Origin of the sequence: Bacillus sp. HMF5848 (genome assembly GCF_003944835.1) — a bacterium.
Lineage (GTDB): Bacteria > Bacillota > Bacilli > Bacillales > HMF5848 > HMF5848.
Genome location: NZ_RWIV01000001.1, coordinates 4,086,963 through 4,102,361, shown reverse-complemented (window position 1 = coordinate 4,102,361; position 15,399 = coordinate 4,086,963). Strand labels below are relative to the sequence as shown.

Here is a 15,399-nt window from a genome sequence, read left to right as displayed (position 1 = left end):
GGTCAGATAGGAAGTGAAATATATGAAAATTGCGGTTGCTGGCACTGGCTATGTAGGCTTATCGAATGCTATTCTATTAGCACAGCATAATCATGTCGTAGCACTTGATATCGATGAGAAAAAGGTTGAATTAATAAATAACAAGCAATCCCCGATCATTGATAGAGAGATAGAGGAATTTTTACAACATAAAGAGCTTAATTTATATGCGACTACTGATATTTACGATGCGTATACAGACGCAGACTTTGTCATTATTGCAACACCAACAGATTATGATCCAGAACAAAATTATTTTAATACGCAAACAGTAGAAAGTGTTATTGAAAATGTTTTATACATTAATCCTAAAGCTGTCATGGTTATTAAGTCTACGGTACCTGTTGGTTATACGAATGAATTGAGAGAAAAATATAATACAAGTAATATTATGTTCTCACCTGAATTTTTACGAGAAGGACGAGCGTTATATGATAATTTATATCCTTCACGTATTATAGTGGGAGAACAGTCAGATCGAGCTGAAATGTTTGCTAACTTGTTAGTCCAAGGTGCTATGAAAGAAGATATTCCTGTACTTTTGACAGACTCGACTGAAGCTGAGGCAGTTAAGCTGTTCTCTAATACGTATTTAGCTCTTCGTGTGGCCTTTTTCAATGAACTAGATACGTATGCACAAGAGAGAGGGCTAAACTCCAAACAAATTATTGAAGGTGTAGGATATGACCCTCGTATTGGTAGTCATTATAACAATCCTTCCTTTGGGTATGGTGGATATTGCCTTCCGAAAGACACTAAACAGTTAAGAGCAAATTATGAGGATGTACCTAATAACATAATAGGTGCCATAGTAGATGCGAATAGAACGAGAAAAGACTATATTGCATCAAAAATTATAGAAAAAAATCCGAAGGTTGTTGGGATTTATCGATTAACGATGAAAACTGATTCAGATAACTTTAGAGCATCTTCGATCCAAGGTATAATGAAGCGTATTAAGGCAAAAGGAATTGAAGTAGTCGTGTATGAACCAGTTCTGGAGGACGATTTGTTCTATAACTCAAGAGTTATTCATGATTTAGAAGAGTTTAAGAGAATATCAGATGTCATTGTTTCTAATAGATACTGCGACCAACTCACTGATGTGATGGATAAAGTCTACACAAGAGACTTATATAATAGAGATTAAGAGATTTATTAAACGGGGTGATGTATAGATTGCATCACCCCATTGTTAATATATATTGAATCTGTAGCTGAGTAGGGAGTTCTAAATAGTGAAAAACAGAATTATATGGTGGGGGCTAGTTGTCCTGTGGTGTGCTGCTATTTTTACGTTTACTGCATCACCAACCTTTACAGGGGAAAGTACGAAGAAATTTATAGACCAGACACTAAATTCAGATGAAGTATCTGTGGCTGTTGTAGATAAACCCATCATCTCTCATAATAAGCTAATACGAAAGAGTGCTCACTTTACTGTGTTTGCTATTCTAGCCTTTTTATTATGGAAAGCACTTGAGGGAGCACGATTGTCTTATTTGTTAGCATGGTGTGGAACAACACTCTATGCTGTAACGGATGAACTTCATCAAAGCTTTGTGCCTGGTCGATCTGCTTTATGGCTGGATGTCGTAATAGATTCGCTAGGGGCATTAACATGTTTGGTGATACTATTTTTCTTTACTAAAAAGAGAGGTGTGGTGTAAATGAATATACGAGATATACACCATGTTGCTATTATTTGTTCAGATTATAAAGTATCGAGAAAGTTCTATGTGGAGATTCTTGGACTGTCGGTTATTGCTGAAACATATCGAGAGGAGCGCCACTCCTATAAACTTGATTTACGAGTAGGGGAGCATAGTCAAATAGAATTATTTTCTTTTGACAACCCACCTGCGAGGTCAAGTTATCCAGAGGCAGCGGGATTGCGTCATTTGGCATTTGAAGTAGATAATATTGAGGATGCTATCGCTCATCTTTCTGAACATGATATTAAGGTAGAATCGGTTAGAGTAGATGAGTTAACAGGTAAGAAGTTTACCTTCTTCCAGGATCCTGATGGGTTGCCGCTGGAGTTATACGAAATATAATTACTTGAAATGGGTACATTGTCTGATGGGAATGTTTTACTAATACTGATAGACTATATATGTACGAACCCATCGTACGATAAAGGCACAATTGCTGAAAAGCAATGTCGCAAAGCTATAGGGGCTAAAGTTCTACGAACTATGCTAGCCAGCTACCGAACACGAGGAGGTGTCCAGAATGCTATTATTTTTTAGCGGATTTCTAGTAGGCGGCTTAACCTTTACCTTTTACCTAAGCCTCATGAACATCGCAAAACGTTCTGACATGTATAGTGAACAACTATAAAAATGAAGGACCATCCAATGTATGTTGGGTGGATTTTTTTATGTATAGGAGTCCTAGGTGCAGTTTATAAGAACGACGCGACTACAACATAAATAAGAACCCACAACATAACGCTTATTAATGTTCCCCACATCAACCCTTTGAAAAACGGATTCTTCTCTGCCACCATGAATCTCCCTCCTTAGTGAAATCATCATAGTATAATTGTAAGCCCTTTCGTGGGGTGGATTTTGTTGAAACGTGCAAGTATATTGCTTTTTCTTTATACATATTTCAACAAAACCCGGCAAAGTGGGGACGGTTCTTAGTCTGCCGATTATCTGTACATCATGTGTAACTGGCTGATACTCCATCACATAAGTAAGAAATATTTTTTTATAATATTAGCTCAAGCTTAAAAAAATATTTTTCATTTGAATTGGTCATGATCCTCCTTCTTGTAAATGGTTGATTAAAACAAATATAATTCCTTATATTCATGTTCTATAGCTGCTAGCATTGTGGTTCTCCTTTCTAATAATTCTATCTTAGTATTATTATAGATGGATAATTCCTGTTAGAAGAATGGCTTTAATCAGTGTTTAAAATGTTTTGGGTGCAAAAAAATATGGTGCCCATAGGATTTCTTCAAAACGAAAACGAAATGGGCTTGGCTTAAAGGCCCTAACCGTTTAATACTCCTTACAATAAAATCTATTTACTTGTTATTTTTTATAGTATTGTCAAGCGGAAGAAATAGTTCTAATTTAAGTTGTAATAGCGATTGAGTATATAGCAATTCCTTTTTTCTCTCAGACAGTTGGAATCGGTTACTAGGACCAGGTTGTTATCATAATTTCAATATGTCGATAAATTATTAAAAAATTCTAACGTTCTATGGTACTATTCTGTTTTATTATGATTGATGGAATAAGATGAAAAAATGGCTACAGTAAAGTACTTAAGTGACTGAGACAGTGTTATTAATCACATGGTAATTATTGTTCATATTTTGGACGAAAATTACAAGTGTTCGACACCTTCAAAAATATTAAAATATATACTGAGATTAGTATACAGAATTCCTTAGTTTCTAAAAAATATGGGTAAAAGATCCTGAGGATAAAGCGCTGTTATGCTAGTAAGTTTTTAGTTATCAAACGAGGGACTTTCTGGGGGTATTTAGGGTGTCATGCCCGTAATTCCATTAATAGTTACATCAACTAAATAACCGTAAGGAGTAGTTATTCAAATGATTCAATTACTAAAAAATGATAGTTTACAATATCTTAAAGCACTAGCAGAGGCATTTGGGGAGATTAAAGGTTTTGACAGCAAAATTGAATTTGCAAAAGAGATCAGTAGGTCACATAGCGATCAAAAAATAAAACTAATTCGACAAAATTTATTTACTACAAAGGAACTAATTCAAAAGTTTGTCCCAGTGATGTACAGTATATTCGGATTTATACTACCAATAATAGTAACATTACTTGCGTTAGTTCTTACATTTTATTTAGATTTTAATTTAGAAGTATTGAGAGAAAACCAGTCAGAAACACTAAGAGTGATATTGGTTAATATAGGCGTTCCATTGTTATTTTTGTACATAATAATGTTCTATGGATTTTTTCGGTTTATTAGAATATTTATAATTGTTTCTACATTTATATCGATTTGTGATTTGGCTTTGGAAGAAAGTAGAGAAGGGTAATTTCAGCCCTGATGTCTCAGTTGTTCAAGTTAGCCAGTGTATGGGGTATTTCCACTAGTGTTGAACCACTTTGATGGATGCCAAACCCCTCTAGGATAAAGTAACAAAGTGCTAGCAGGTTGATAGGGCTGAAAGGCCCTATTTATATTAAGAGGAAATTAAACTGACAAGCTGTTATCCATTCATTCAGTATTATTTCAAAACTAAACTAGATCCTTTTTTGACCGCGCGTACCCCACCTTTGCTGATAGCAAAATATTAAATTAGAAGTAAGGGTGTCGATCCCCATTAAACTAGCAAAACTGTTAGCAAACAGAAATCCACTAAGTTAGCGTGTGGGAATTATACAGCTACTTAGTGGATTTCATTTATTTTAATGAGCCGTCTTCTGATGATCATAGCAATAAATTTCACCTTTGAATTTATTGTTTGATAAGCAATACATCTTAACTTTATCTGAAACAGGTTTATTGCAAACTGTACAAGTTGAATTAGAGCTACTTTTTTCATCAGATGCATTTGACTTTAATGCATGTTTATGTTCTTCTCTAACCTTTGGATCAGTAATATTAGCCTTTGTAAAAGCATTGTAGATAATTGAGATGTCACCTTCAGTTAAAAGAGGTTCTTTGTGATGAACTCTCAATACCGAGACCTTCCGATGGATAAACTCTGATAACTCAATGTCATAAACTATAATTTCATTGGATGCTATTTTACGGTAATCTAAATCTACTTTAAATGTGCATCGTTTAGTAAAAGATACCATAGAGATAAATAAGTCATGGTACTTTTTATCAATGAATGAGGTTAATGCTTTTATATGCCCATAGTTTTGTACAAAAGGGTTCATCATTTTAAACTTTCCATTAACCAACCATGTTTTACGATCTTTCCCACCATAAATGGTCCCCTGATAGTTTTTTGTCTCAATGACAAAGATACCATATGGAGTTAGAACCACATGATCAATTTGGGAGTACCATGATTTTGCTTTTGGATTCTTTACTAGGAGATCACTTAAGTATCGACAATCCTTTGGCAGCTGATCCAGTTGTATATCAATCTTGTATTCTCCTATTTCACCTTTTCTAGTAGCAACCTGTTCATTCGCCTTTTTTGATTTTGACGTGGTCACATTAGCTTGTTTTGGTTTGTCCTCGTTCTTTTTCTTCTTTAAAAAGTTTAGGAATAATAGCATGACTTTCTCCCTGCTTCTTTAGTATTATTTTTATTGTAACTTTTTGTATAAAATTAAACCACAACTATTGACCCGTTAATTAGCGGATATGTATTTATACGTTAATTACTGGGGTTATTTTTATTGTGCTAAAAAGAAGGCAAGGTAATTTGAAAAGTAAATTATAAGAAATCCTATGAAGGTATCAGACTGTTAGTAATAATATGGTGAAATTATCTAAGCTAGTTGACAACTTAGGAGGAGAGGAATTTGGCCAAATCGAGGAGAAAACAAAGACAGAGGGACGTTTATACTATTGTTGCTGGGTCAATTTTGCTATTGGGGCTATGGGTCATGTACCAATTTGACATAACTAACTTTTATTATCTAATTGGGCTAGTTCTTTTTGCAGTAGTGATGGGTACGATTACATCTTCTTTTGTTCCAGATATGAGGAAAAAAGAAAACAAACATAAAAACATGTACACTGGATTACCAAATAAATTAATAACGAACAATAGTGTTGAAAAATCTACCATTAAAAATAAACCGACTAGTTTAAGAGACAATTCTAATATTCTAAGAGCAGAAAAAGAAATAATGACATTACCATTAGAGAATATCTCTTGGAGAGAATTTGAAGAACTATGCTATCTTTACTACAAAGCAAAGGGATATAAACCACGTAAAACTTCGGAAGGTGCTGATGGAGGAGTTGATTTGATCATCTTTAATCGTCATCATAATACTGAAGTTGCAGTCCAGATTAAACATTATAAAAAAGGTCAACAAATAGACGTTAAGCTCATACGTGAACTTGATTCGGCGAAGAAAAACCACGGTTGCATTTTAGCTGAAATGATAACAAGCTCAAGGTTTACAAATCCTGCTCTTATTGAAGCTGACCGTAGAAATATTGAATGTAAGGGTGATGAGTGGATTAATTCAAAACTCTTGCCGTGGAGGGAGCAACAAGTAAAGCAAAGAGGTTTAGTGTAAATAAATGGTGGGATAGAATGTCAAAAAAACCAAAGAAGAAACAGAAGAAAAAAATCAAAAAAAGAAAACTAACCCTAGAGATTGAAGAAGGAAGAACTGGTGGCAAATAGCTTTGATGGGATATGATTATCAACTAGTCTTTTCTTGCTATAAGGCTTTGGAATTTTTGGATACTGAAAATAAAAGCATAAAGCTAGAAGGTATTTGGTTAAGGGTGCCAGACCCACTGGCGTTGCACCTCTTGAAATTTAAACCTTAAAAGGGAATTTAAGTAAAATAAAAGTGTTTACTAAAAAGAAAAAAACTCCTATTGTAGAAGTTGTTGACCTTGTTATGTTCCCTAAACAAACAAGTCTTCTACAAAGGAGTTTCACCAATGATAAATAAAAGTATAGGGCGAGAAATGCTTATTTGTCAATGTCTTTCTAAATTACCTTTAGAGGATTTTGACTGCCCACTCATTGATTATGCTAAAACTAAACTCACGACGAAAGCCTTACTCAAAATTTTCGTAGCTGCTCAATTAGATCAATGGAGTTCTTACGAACATATGACAGAGAAGTTAGGCGCCTATCCAAAACTTCGCGAAGAAATTGGAATTCAAGATATTAGTAGTTCACAATTGAGTAGGCGAATCAACGATTTGCCGACGGAGTGGGTGCAAACAGTATTCGAGAAAATAATCAACAAAGTGAAAATACTGACAGAAGAATATAAAGGAATGCCACATGGTATTGGTCGTCTCAACATAGTTGATTCTACGGAGTTACGCTTACCAAAACAATTATGTGATTGGGCCTATATTTCTAAGGATTATCATGCGGTAAAGATGCACACTAGGCTTGTCGTTGCTTCACCAGACGTGGCTTATCCCGATAAAATCATTCCATCAACAGGTACGGTCGGCGATGTGGAAACAAACATCTTATTTGAGGAAAGTGACGCCACATATGTTGTGGATAGAGCGTATCCTTCTAAAAACAATTTGATGGATTGGCAAAAGAGAAACATTTCATTTGTAGCTCGCTTATCAAAATCTCTACGTGTTTTCACATTAGAAGAGTATGAAATAACCCATCCTTCTGTCATTCGAGATGCTAAAGTTGAATATGGCATTTCCAAGGATCCTGTTAGATACATAGAGTTCGTGGATGAAGAGAGCCGTGTGTACAGAATTTTAACTAGTAGATTCGATTTGACTGCTGAAGATATTATGGATATATACCGCAACCGTTGGATCATTGAGCTGTTTTTCAAATGGACTAAGCAGCATTTACGCTTCACAAAAATTTGGAGTACAAAGCCGCAAGGCATTTGGAATCAGATGTTCCTGGCCCTTATTGCATACGCTTTATCGCTAATAGTTAAGTTAGAAACACAGTCTAAAAAAACATCTTGGGAATTTTTCAGACTATTGCAGACTTACCTCTATAAACCTGTATGTCAATTTAAAAAGTCTTTACGAAAGAAGCCTAAGAAAACATCTAGAGGTAGACAAAAAGTTCCCATTCCTAACAAGAAAAACATATCGTTTGGGAACGTGGCTATGGTGAAAGAGCAGAAAGTAAAAAAGAACAAAACTGCAGAAAGAAAATTAGGGAACTATTAAAAAAGTAAAAAAAAGGGAACGAGGTCACACGAGACCACGCTCACTTTTTTTCTCTATAACCCGACGATTGTTTGTAAAATTTAAACATTTATTCAATTATTATACTATTATGCAACGCCAGTGTGCCAGACCCCCGCTAGGATAAAGTAACAAAGTGCTAGCGGTGTGCTAGCAGTAATGTCTAACGTGAGTGTGTTTGACTGCTACAACGGTAGAGTTTTAACATGATAGAGTGTTTAAGAGCACATATAAAGACAACAACCTCTGTCTGTGAGATAGAGGTTGTTTTGAGTGTGTAGTCTTAGGTATTATCAGTTTTTTCTTTCAATTCTATATGATATATTTCTGAGGCTGCAGCTTCGTCGTAGGTTTTGGTATTTGATTACGGTTCTCTAGCATTTTAACCATAGTTTACCTCTTTTAATAGACCTTCTTTTAAAGCAGGTTTTCAGGGGTACCATGGCAAAAACGGAAATGATCCAAAAACATACGAGTCTTTCGGTGCGATAGCTTCCGTCGTCAGCTAATTTTGCTAGTGATAGCTCATCTAGTAATTCTGGTAAACGAAGATAAAACCCTCTATTTTAAGTACTCTAACTACAGGTACCATTTTACTGGTAATATCTCTTTTATTATGCAATCTTGGGGCAAAGGGTAACAGTTTCTAGGTTTAACTGTGACTGTGATGACGAACTTGTCCCTCTGTCCTATTTAATAAATTTTCTTCAAATAAGGTGATGACCTTTTGATGACCTTGTCTTTTTGCTAAATCGAGCGGTGTGAATCCGCCTCTATTCTTGACTAACGGATTATCACCATTAGCTAGTAAGAGACTTGCTGACTTATGGTGTCCTGTCCAAGCAGCCCAATGTAAAGGTGTTTCATAAGAATGGTCTCGCGAATAAATATCTGCACCCTTACTTAATAAATATTCCACTATCTCCTCATTATCATATTCAACAGCCCAATGTAAAGGACTTATTATTTCATCACTTTTTAAATTTACATCGGCACCTTTCTCCACCAGTAATTTTACAAGGTCATAACGGCATTTTGCTACTATACATAATGGCGTTTGTCCTTCCTTGTTCTTGATGTTGAGATCATCACATTTTTCAATCGCCTCTTTTAAGTCAGCTACATTTCCAGTAATACATGCCTCAAAAAGCTTTTCATTTTCTTTTGTCATAGTATTCTCCTTTTATAAAATTATACAAAATTCAAACAGTAAGTTTGGACAAATTTAGTCTCAGCTCGTTATATGGATAATTATAGCCCTTTTTTGATGAACAGAATTTATATTTTTAAAGAATTCACTAAATTGTTCCAGTTCGAATGCCAGTCCCCCGCTAGGATAAAGTGTCAAATTGCTAGCATAGAGCTAGCAGTGCGAGTTTGGGTAATTGACGCATTACATGTTTTGCATCAATGGTCATGAAACCATTGCAATCATTGAGTCACTATTATGTAGAGTAGTTGAAATAAAAAAACGCAGTTGTCTTATTGCTCATGACAACTGCGTTTTTTGCATTATAGAAATTACTTTGTATCACTTCGAAACCTGCTTCGTTGCTACAGACTCTCTTTGAATGGTTGTTTTCCACTCTAATTTGCCATACATTAATCGTCTCCAAAGCCATTCCATCGGGCCATATTGGAATTTTTTCATCCAATAATAGCTGTATAAGATTTGAAGCGCATATATAAAGATTGTTATTAATAGTCCGTAAAATGGACCAACTTTTCCAAATAAACCAAAGCCAAAGCTATAAAAGATGATTGTACAAAGGAGTGTCTGCATTAAATAATTAGTTAAGGCCATTTTTCCCGTTGGTTGTAAAAACTTTACTGCTGCAGTGAGTCGTTGTTCATTTTGTAGTAGCAGTAGCAAGCTCATTACATAGAATACACTTAAGGTAGGGCCACTCATGAAAAGACCGGCATATTGTAGGAAATACCAAGGTGAATCACCGCCATCAACATACATTTCCCCAGCCACTGCTAAAATAAGACCAGGAATGGCAAGTAATAAGGCCGTCACAGCCATTTTTCGGATTCTTGCTAGTTGTTCGGAGGTGTGGGTAAATATCTTTGTTTTCCAGAGATACATGCCGAAGAAAAACATCGTCAATACTAAGGCGAACAGAAATACATTTCCTACCATGATGACCGATATATCATTTAATCTTTGTGTAAATATGTCCCCCAGGCTGCCTTCGCTATATACCTCAATAATTCTATTAAGCTCATTTTGATTGGTTGTTTGCTGTGCTGGTGAAGAGCCTTGTTCAAAAGAAGAAAGCAATAAAGCTAACGACAAGAACAAGATAATAGGGATACTAATCGTGATGAAGGAAGCTTTTAATAAGTATGATGGTTTTTTTTCATGAGTTAAAAGTAAAGCAAATCCTAGCAGTGCATAAAAGGTGAGGATATCACCATACCAGAAGAAGAATATGTGGATTAAGCCGAAGCAAAGTAGAATTAATAACCGCCTTTTGAACAATCTCCTCACGTCAATTCCGGATTGTTTCCCCCGCTCCATAAATAATAGGAAGCCAATCCCAAATAACATTGAGAACATAGAAATAAACTTAAAGTCAGCTACAATAAAAAGGAACCACTGACTAATATGATCAAGAATTGAATTGGCATACGAAACACCGGCCATCTCTGCTTGTAATGTAGGCGTAGAAAAAAACTTCATGTTTACTGACAAAATCCCTAGTAATGCAATAGCTCTAATGACATCTAGCGTGACAATGCGTTCGCTTTGAGAAGTAGGTCCATACCTTAATTGCTTGTCCATAGTGTTAACCTCCTTATATTTTCCATATATAATTTTACCATTTATAAATAGGTTGTGCGTAAGGTTTTTTTGGTGCCAGTCCCCCGCTAGGATAAAGTAACAGAGTGCTAGCTAAGTGATAGCTAGTAGGGGATATTGTATTAAAGTGGGAGAGTCATATCCACTATATTTATAGTAAAAGCCGGTGGAACGTGTCGAATTTTTAAAAAAACCGATATTAAAACAATCGGGAGAAAATAAAAAGCCTGTCTCCTCGTTGTAATGGAGACAGGCTGTTGTTATTCTTTCAAGCTTTTGATTAGTTCATCAAGGTCTTTCGATAGTTTTTGCAATGAATTGGTGACGTCTTCTATTTCGTCAATCGAATCCATTTGAGCATCTGTATGCGTGGCCACTTGTTTTGTGTTGTCACTAGATGTTTTGGAAACATTCGCCATCTCATCAACAGTGGCAGACACTTCTTCAGAGCTTGCAGAAAGTTGTTCTGCTACGGCAGACACTTCTATAATTTGACTAGATACCTCTTCAGCATAAGTTAAGATGCTTTTTAACACGCCTTCGGTTTGCTGAACAGTTTGTAATCCATTGTCGACTTCTTGTTTACCGCGATCCATCGCCAGCTTAGCATCTTTTGTACCTTTTTGAATGTCATCAATGATTCTAGTGATCTCGGCTGCTGAAGTCTTTGATTGCTCGGCTAAATTGCGGACTTCATTTGCTACAACAGAAAAGCCTTTTCCATGTTCCCCAGCGCGTGCTGCTTCAATTGCTGCATTTAAAGCGAGCAAGTTTGTTTGTTCTGTAATGTCAGTTATTACTTTTAAAATATTATTAATTTCAACGGATTTCTCATCGAGATTATGAATTGTTTGTGCCAAACTTGCAACAGCCTGATTAATTGTATCCATTTGTTTCTTCGTTTGTTTAATGGAGGTATCTCCGATTTTGGCTTCTGATACGGTATCTCGTGAACGTTCTGAAACGACAGACGAGCTTTCCGCAATTCGCTGAATACCGATTGCCATTTCGTTCATCGCCGTTGCACTATCTTTTGTAGATGCAGCTTGTTTTTCCGTACCAACTGCGATTTCACTCAGAGCACTTGATATTTCTTCAGAAGATTTTTTAGACACATTGACATTATTTAATAGAGTTGTTGTCGTGTCTATAATTGTTTTGGAAGTAGCTTTCAATTTAGAAGTAAGGTCATCGAACTGTACCTTCTTCTCCTGTCTTTCATGCTCAACTTGGTGGGTAAACTTCTTTTTATATACAATTTGTAGAATAGTAGAAGCACTAGTTAAAATTAAGAATATAGCATGAATCATAAGAAGACCAAAAGGATAATCGCTCGTTCCGCATAAGAGTTCTGGTGCTATAAAATAACCACCTAAATGATGAACCGCGAAAATAATCGTACTAATAAGAACGAGCTGAATAGACTCATAGTAAGCAATAAGGGCAATAACCATAAAAATCGAGAAATGGTATTCAACCAATCCATTACCGCCAGCAATAATAGATATACTAGAAAATGTAAGTGTAAGCGTATTCAGTAGGGGTAAATGCGATTTCCATGTGGATTTTGAGAATTCGATGAATAATGTAAACGCAAGTAAGATAATGGGAATAAACAAAAGAATGATAGCAAGTATATTTGTGTTTGCTACGTGAATTTGATTCAATGCTAAATACTCTTCAAAAATGCGAAATTGAGTATGAAGCACATACACAATAATTGATAAAATAACAACACCTGCTGTTAATAAGGTAGTAACGCGGTTTTTTGATGTTGCTTCAAGCATACACAAGCCTCCTGTATTATGTAATATCGTCTATGGTTTAATCATATCACGATTCGACAAATTGTGCATAAATTATGGTGCCAGACCCCCGCTAGGATAAAGTAACAGAGTGCTAGCAGGTTGCTAGCACTCTAAAAGGGCCCCAAAAGGCCCTATTTTTATTAAGAGGAAATGGCTGTTTATCTACTCATTCATTATTATTCCAACAACAAATTAGCTCCTTTTTTGACAGGCGCGTACCCACTAGCTTTGCTTAATAGCAAAACAATCCATAAGAAGTATGGGTTGCTGTTCTTGAACATCAGCCACCGATAAATAACGGCAGATATTATCGAGCAATGCGAATTTTAAATATTATTTACGTAAAATCTTCTCCATCGCTTTTCCTTTCGCTAACTCATCTATCAGCTTATCTAGATAGCGAATTTCCTGCATAGTTGGTTCTTCAATGTCTTCCACTCGGACACCGCAAATCACCCCTTTGATTAAGTTCCGAGAAGGATGCAGTTGAGGAGCTTCCGCAAAGAAGGTCTCAAAATCTATCTGTTTTTCCAGTTGTGCTTCTAACTCCTCAGGGCTATACCCTGTCAACCAACGAATGATTTCATCGACTTCTGTTTTTAAACGTCCTTTTTTCTCCGCTTTCTTAACATAATGGGGATAGACACTCGCAACACTCATTGTATAGATCTTATGTTTAGTCATGATTCATCCGTCCTTTCTATATGGTGCAGTTCGGTGCCAGATCCTTGCTAGAATAAAGTAACAAAGTGTTAGCAGCAATTTTTGTTAGCCGAGACATTATTTAAAATACGCAAACGAATTAAAAATTCTATTTACTTAGTAGACAGGGTTATTCTGACATGATGCGAATAAGGTCATAGTGATAATAACGGCGATTGCGTTGGCGATCGTCTCCGAAAACCATATTGAGCTCGGTAAGTTGTTTTAAGCTTTTTCGTATCGTGACAGGAGCTAAACGAGTTGTTTTCTCAATTTGATTCACTGTTGCAATAGGGCTTTCAAACAATGCCCCCCAAACCTTTTGAGTGGCGGGCTGTTCAATTGATTGTAAGCCGGATTCATATAGTTGCTCAGCTTGGTCTAACTTATCGTATTGACGCTCTGCCATACGCTCTGTACATGATAGAAAGAATAAAATCCAACTTCTCCAGTCTGGCTCAAGCTTTCCAATTCCACGCACGCGGTTTAATAAGGAATAGTATTTGAATCTTTCTTTTTCAAGCTCTTCACTCAAGAAGAAGATTGGGAGTTCGGGTGCCAGACCCCCGCTAGGATAAAGTAACAAAGTGCTAGCAACGTGATAGCGCCAATTGTAATCGATGGTATAGGATTAGATGAGGATGTTAGGAGTTTAAGGTACTTATCTCGCACAAAAAAGAAGTAACCTACAAATGAAGTGTCCATTTCGAAAAGGTTACTTCTTTTTTATTGCAATACGGAACGTACCGTTTTTATATTTATTATCCTAGTGATTTCTGATGCGGGTGACGAACTAAATATATTTCAATTTGATTAGTTGTTAGTCTGTAGAATACTTTATAGGGATCTGATTTCCCAACAGAAATTAGAACCATACGGAGGTCTACTGGCATTTGTTAGATAAGAACGTGTCGTCCAGGAATATAAATTGAAAAATCTTGCTTTTTAAAGTAAATTTGAATTGTTTTTTAGATATGATGCAATTGATGGGAGTTCAATGCTATCTCTCCATAGATCTGTTCCAATAAAGACAAAACAGCTGATTTTCGCCATACTATTTTCATGTAACTTAGCTCTCTAACATCGCTTTTATTTCTTCGTCTGTTAGTAAAGGGTTGTTGTCATTTAAGGCTGCCAGTAGTTGTTCTTCTTCGTCTGGATCAGTAACTTCATAGCAATCCGAGTCACTAGCGTCCTCTACTTCCATTAACAAGAACTTTCTCTTCCCAATTTGGATGTATGAATGACCAGATTGAATCGCTTTTTTTATGCCATCATGTTCAATTCTTATAGGCTCCATTTACATCACCAACTTTACTTGTTTAGAATCAATATACATGATTTACAGATGAAATTAAACCCGAGCGCCAGACCCTGGCTAGGATAAAGTAACAGAGTGCTAGCAGTAAGTATTACACCGCGCTGATAAATTCTTCCTATTAAGCGAAAGCATCAAGAGCAAAGTTTAAATAACAAATGAGAGTTTTATTATAAATTTAACCATTTTACTAAAATTAAATTTTAGTAGACGATTGGGCTCGAAAATTTAAGTTTTGCTAGGAAAACGTCGTGATATTCTCTCGTATGCTTGTTTCAAAACTCAATTTTTGCAGTTTGTTTAATAGGGGATTTTTCTAGTACACTAGTGAAAGAGAAAGGAGAGAGGTGATGATTTTGTCTAGACCACAGCGAATTTGGTATGAGGGAGCCACGTATCATATTACGGCCCGCGGAAACCGACGCGCAGCTCTGTTTCAGCATAGATCGGATTATGACATGTACGTAGCAATTCTAGAAGATATCCGCATGATGTTCCCCTTTATTCTGCATGCCTATTGTTTAATGACCAATCACATTCACCTACTCATCGAAACGAAACATCATCATATTAAAGACATTATGAAAGAATGGCATAGTCGCTATGCTGTGTATTTTAATAGAAAGTACCACTTTGATGGGCACGTGTTTCAAGGTCGCTATAGTGCTAAAATGATTGATACAGATGCGTATTTTTTACAAGTCAGTCGTTACATACATAGAAATCCATTAGAAGCAAAGATGGTCTCCAATCTGACTCATTATGAGTGGAGCAGCTATATAGCCTATAACTACGAATGTATCCAATCCACTTGTTACGACCTCGCGAACGTTGCTCTTTTTCCCTCATCCATGTAAACACAATTATAATCAATTTGTATT

The 15,399-nt window shown here is 35.9% G+C and carries 14 protein-coding genes and 1 riboswitch; of the genes, 7 read left to right on the top strand and 7 right to left on the bottom strand.

The window, feature by feature from the left end; genetic code table 11:
• The first annotated feature begins 22 nt into the window (after positions 1 to 22).
• The 4 genes from EJF36_RS19330 to EJF36_RS19315 all read left to right on the top strand — a co-directional run bounded on the left by EJF36_RS19330 (position 23) and on the right by EJF36_RS19315 (position 4,075).
• Positions 23 to 1,189 (top strand): nucleotide sugar dehydrogenase, encoded by a 1,167-nt coding sequence (locus EJF36_RS19330; protein ID WP_125907863.1) that lies wholly within the window; start codon positions 23 to 25, stop codon positions 1,187 to 1,189.
• 88 nt (positions 1,190 to 1,277) lie between these two features.
• Entirely contained in the window at positions 1,278 to 1,709 is a 432-nt protein-coding gene (locus EJF36_RS19325; RefSeq protein ID WP_125907862.1) for a VanZ family protein, read from the top strand.
• Positions 1,710 to 2,096 carry an SMU1112c/YaeR family gloxylase I-like metalloprotein gene (gene gloA2 / locus EJF36_RS19320; RefSeq protein ID WP_125907861.1) on the top strand — a complete coding sequence of 129 codons (387 nt, stop codon included), beginning with the start codon at positions 1,710 to 1,712 and terminating at the stop codon, positions 2,094 to 2,096.
• Between the two features lie 74 nt (positions 2,097 to 2,170).
• Positions 2,171 to 2,256, top strand: a riboswitch (cyclic di-GMP riboswitch).
• A 1,357-nt stretch (positions 2,257 to 3,613) separates the two neighbouring features.
• Complete coding sequence (locus EJF36_RS19315) at positions 3,614 to 4,075, top strand: hypothetical protein (RefSeq protein ID WP_125907860.1); 462 nt, start codon at positions 3,614 to 3,616, stop codon at positions 4,073 to 4,075.
• 373 nt (positions 4,076 to 4,448) lie between these two features.
• Here the strand turns inward: EJF36_RS19315 and EJF36_RS19310 are convergent, their stop codons facing one another.
• The gene (locus tag EJF36_RS19310) at positions 4,449 to 5,276 is read right to left on the bottom strand and encodes a nuclease-related domain-containing protein (RefSeq protein ID WP_125907859.1); all 828 of its coding nucleotides are present in this window, start codon (positions 5,274 to 5,276) and stop codon (positions 4,449 to 4,451) included.
• 249 nt (positions 5,277 to 5,525) lie between these two features.
• On the opposite strand from EJF36_RS19310, the gene EJF36_RS19305 reads away from it, so the two are divergent.
• A complete protein-coding gene (locus EJF36_RS19305) occupies positions 5,526 to 6,254 on the top strand; it encodes a restriction endonuclease (protein WP_260471950.1) in 729 nt (242 codons plus the stop codon).
• 376 nt (positions 6,255 to 6,630) lie between these two features.
• The gene (locus EJF36_RS19300; protein WP_125905098.1) at positions 6,631 to 7,863 is read left to right on the top strand and encodes an IS4 family transposase; all 1,233 of its coding nucleotides are present in this window, start codon (positions 6,631 to 6,633) and stop codon (positions 7,861 to 7,863) included.
• 670 nt (positions 7,864 to 8,533) lie between these two features.
• On the opposite strand, the gene EJF36_RS19290 is transcribed toward EJF36_RS19300, so the two are convergent.
• The 6 genes from EJF36_RS19290 to EJF36_RS19265 form a co-directional block, all read right to left on the bottom strand.
• The gene (locus tag EJF36_RS19290; RefSeq protein WP_125907858.1) at positions 8,534 to 9,052 is read right to left on the bottom strand and encodes an ankyrin repeat domain-containing protein; all 519 of its coding nucleotides are present in this window, start codon (positions 9,050 to 9,052) and stop codon (positions 8,534 to 8,536) included.
• Positions 9,053 to 9,412: 360 nt separating this feature from the next.
• A complete protein-coding gene (locus tag EJF36_RS19285) occupies positions 9,413 to 10,672 on the bottom strand; it encodes a DUF418 domain-containing protein (RefSeq protein ID WP_125907857.1) in 1,260 nt (419 codons plus the stop codon).
• A gap of 278 nt (positions 10,673 to 10,950) precedes the next feature.
• Positions 10,951 to 11,697, bottom strand: a complete 747-nt coding sequence (locus EJF36_RS22300; protein WP_395940650.1) for a methyl-accepting chemotaxis protein — start codon at positions 11,695 to 11,697, stop codon at positions 10,951 to 10,953.
• Between the two features lie 1,134 nt (positions 11,698 to 12,831).
• Positions 12,832 to 13,182 carry a DUF2200 domain-containing protein gene (locus tag EJF36_RS19275; RefSeq protein WP_125907855.1) on the bottom strand — a complete coding sequence of 117 codons (351 nt, stop codon included), beginning with the start codon at positions 13,180 to 13,182 and terminating at the stop codon, positions 12,832 to 12,834.
• Between the two features lie 148 nt (positions 13,183 to 13,330).
• A complete protein-coding gene (locus EJF36_RS19270; protein WP_125907854.1) occupies positions 13,331 to 13,786 on the bottom strand; it encodes a Fic family protein in 456 nt (151 codons plus the stop codon).
• Between the two features lie 483 nt (positions 13,787 to 14,269).
• Complete coding sequence (locus EJF36_RS19265; protein WP_125907853.1) at positions 14,270 to 14,500, bottom strand: hypothetical protein; 231 nt, start codon at positions 14,498 to 14,500, stop codon at positions 14,270 to 14,272.
• Between the two features lie 368 nt (positions 14,501 to 14,868).
• Here EJF36_RS19265 and EJF36_RS19260 point away from each other — a divergent pair, with 368 nt between their 5' ends.
• A complete protein-coding gene (locus tag EJF36_RS19260; RefSeq protein ID WP_260471949.1) occupies positions 14,869 to 15,375 on the top strand; it encodes a transposase in 507 nt (168 codons plus the stop codon).
• Positions 15,376 to 15,399: the final 24 nt, after the last annotated feature.

What these genes read in the sequence shown, in the direction of transcription:
- EJF36_RS19330 (WP_125907863.1), top strand. Translation starts at nt 23, where the DNA reads ATGAAAATTGCGGTTGCTGGCACTGGCTATGTAGGCTTATCGAATGCT.
- gloA2 (WP_125907861.1), top strand. Translation starts at nt 1,710, where the DNA reads ATGAATATACGAGATATACACCATGTTGCTATTATTTGTTCAGATTAT.
- EJF36_RS19315 (WP_125907860.1), top strand. Translation starts at nt 3,614, where the DNA reads ATGATTCAATTACTAAAAAATGATAGTTTACAATATCTTAAAGCACTA.
- EJF36_RS19310 (WP_125907859.1), bottom strand. Translation starts at nt 5,276, where the DNA reads ATGCTATTATTCCTAAACTTTTTAAAGAAGAAAAAGAACGAGGACAAA.
- EJF36_RS19300 (WP_125905098.1), top strand. Translation starts at nt 6,631, where the DNA reads ATGATAAATAAAAGTATAGGGCGAGAAATGCTTATTTGTCAATGTCTT.
- EJF36_RS19290 (WP_125907858.1), bottom strand. Translation starts at nt 9,052, where the DNA reads ATGACAAAAGAAAATGAAAAGCTTTTTGAGGCATGTATTACTGGAAAT.
- EJF36_RS19285 (WP_125907857.1), bottom strand. Translation starts at nt 10,672, where the DNA reads ATGGACAAGCAATTAAGGTATGGACCTACTTCTCAAAGCGAACGCATT.
- EJF36_RS22300 (WP_395940650.1), bottom strand. Translation starts at nt 11,697, where the DNA reads ATGGCAATCGGTATTCAGCGAATTGCGGAAAGCTCGTCTGTCGTTTCA.
- EJF36_RS19275 (WP_125907855.1), bottom strand. Translation starts at nt 13,182, where the DNA reads ATGACTAAACATAAGATCTATACAATGAGTGTTGCGAGTGTCTATCCC.
- EJF36_RS19265 (WP_125907853.1), bottom strand. Translation starts at nt 14,500, where the DNA reads ATGGAGCCTATAAGAATTGAACATGATGGCATAAAAAAAGCGATTCAA.
- EJF36_RS19260 (WP_260471949.1), top strand. Translation starts at nt 14,869, where the DNA reads ATGATTTTGTCTAGACCACAGCGAATTTGGTATGAGGGAGCCACGTAT.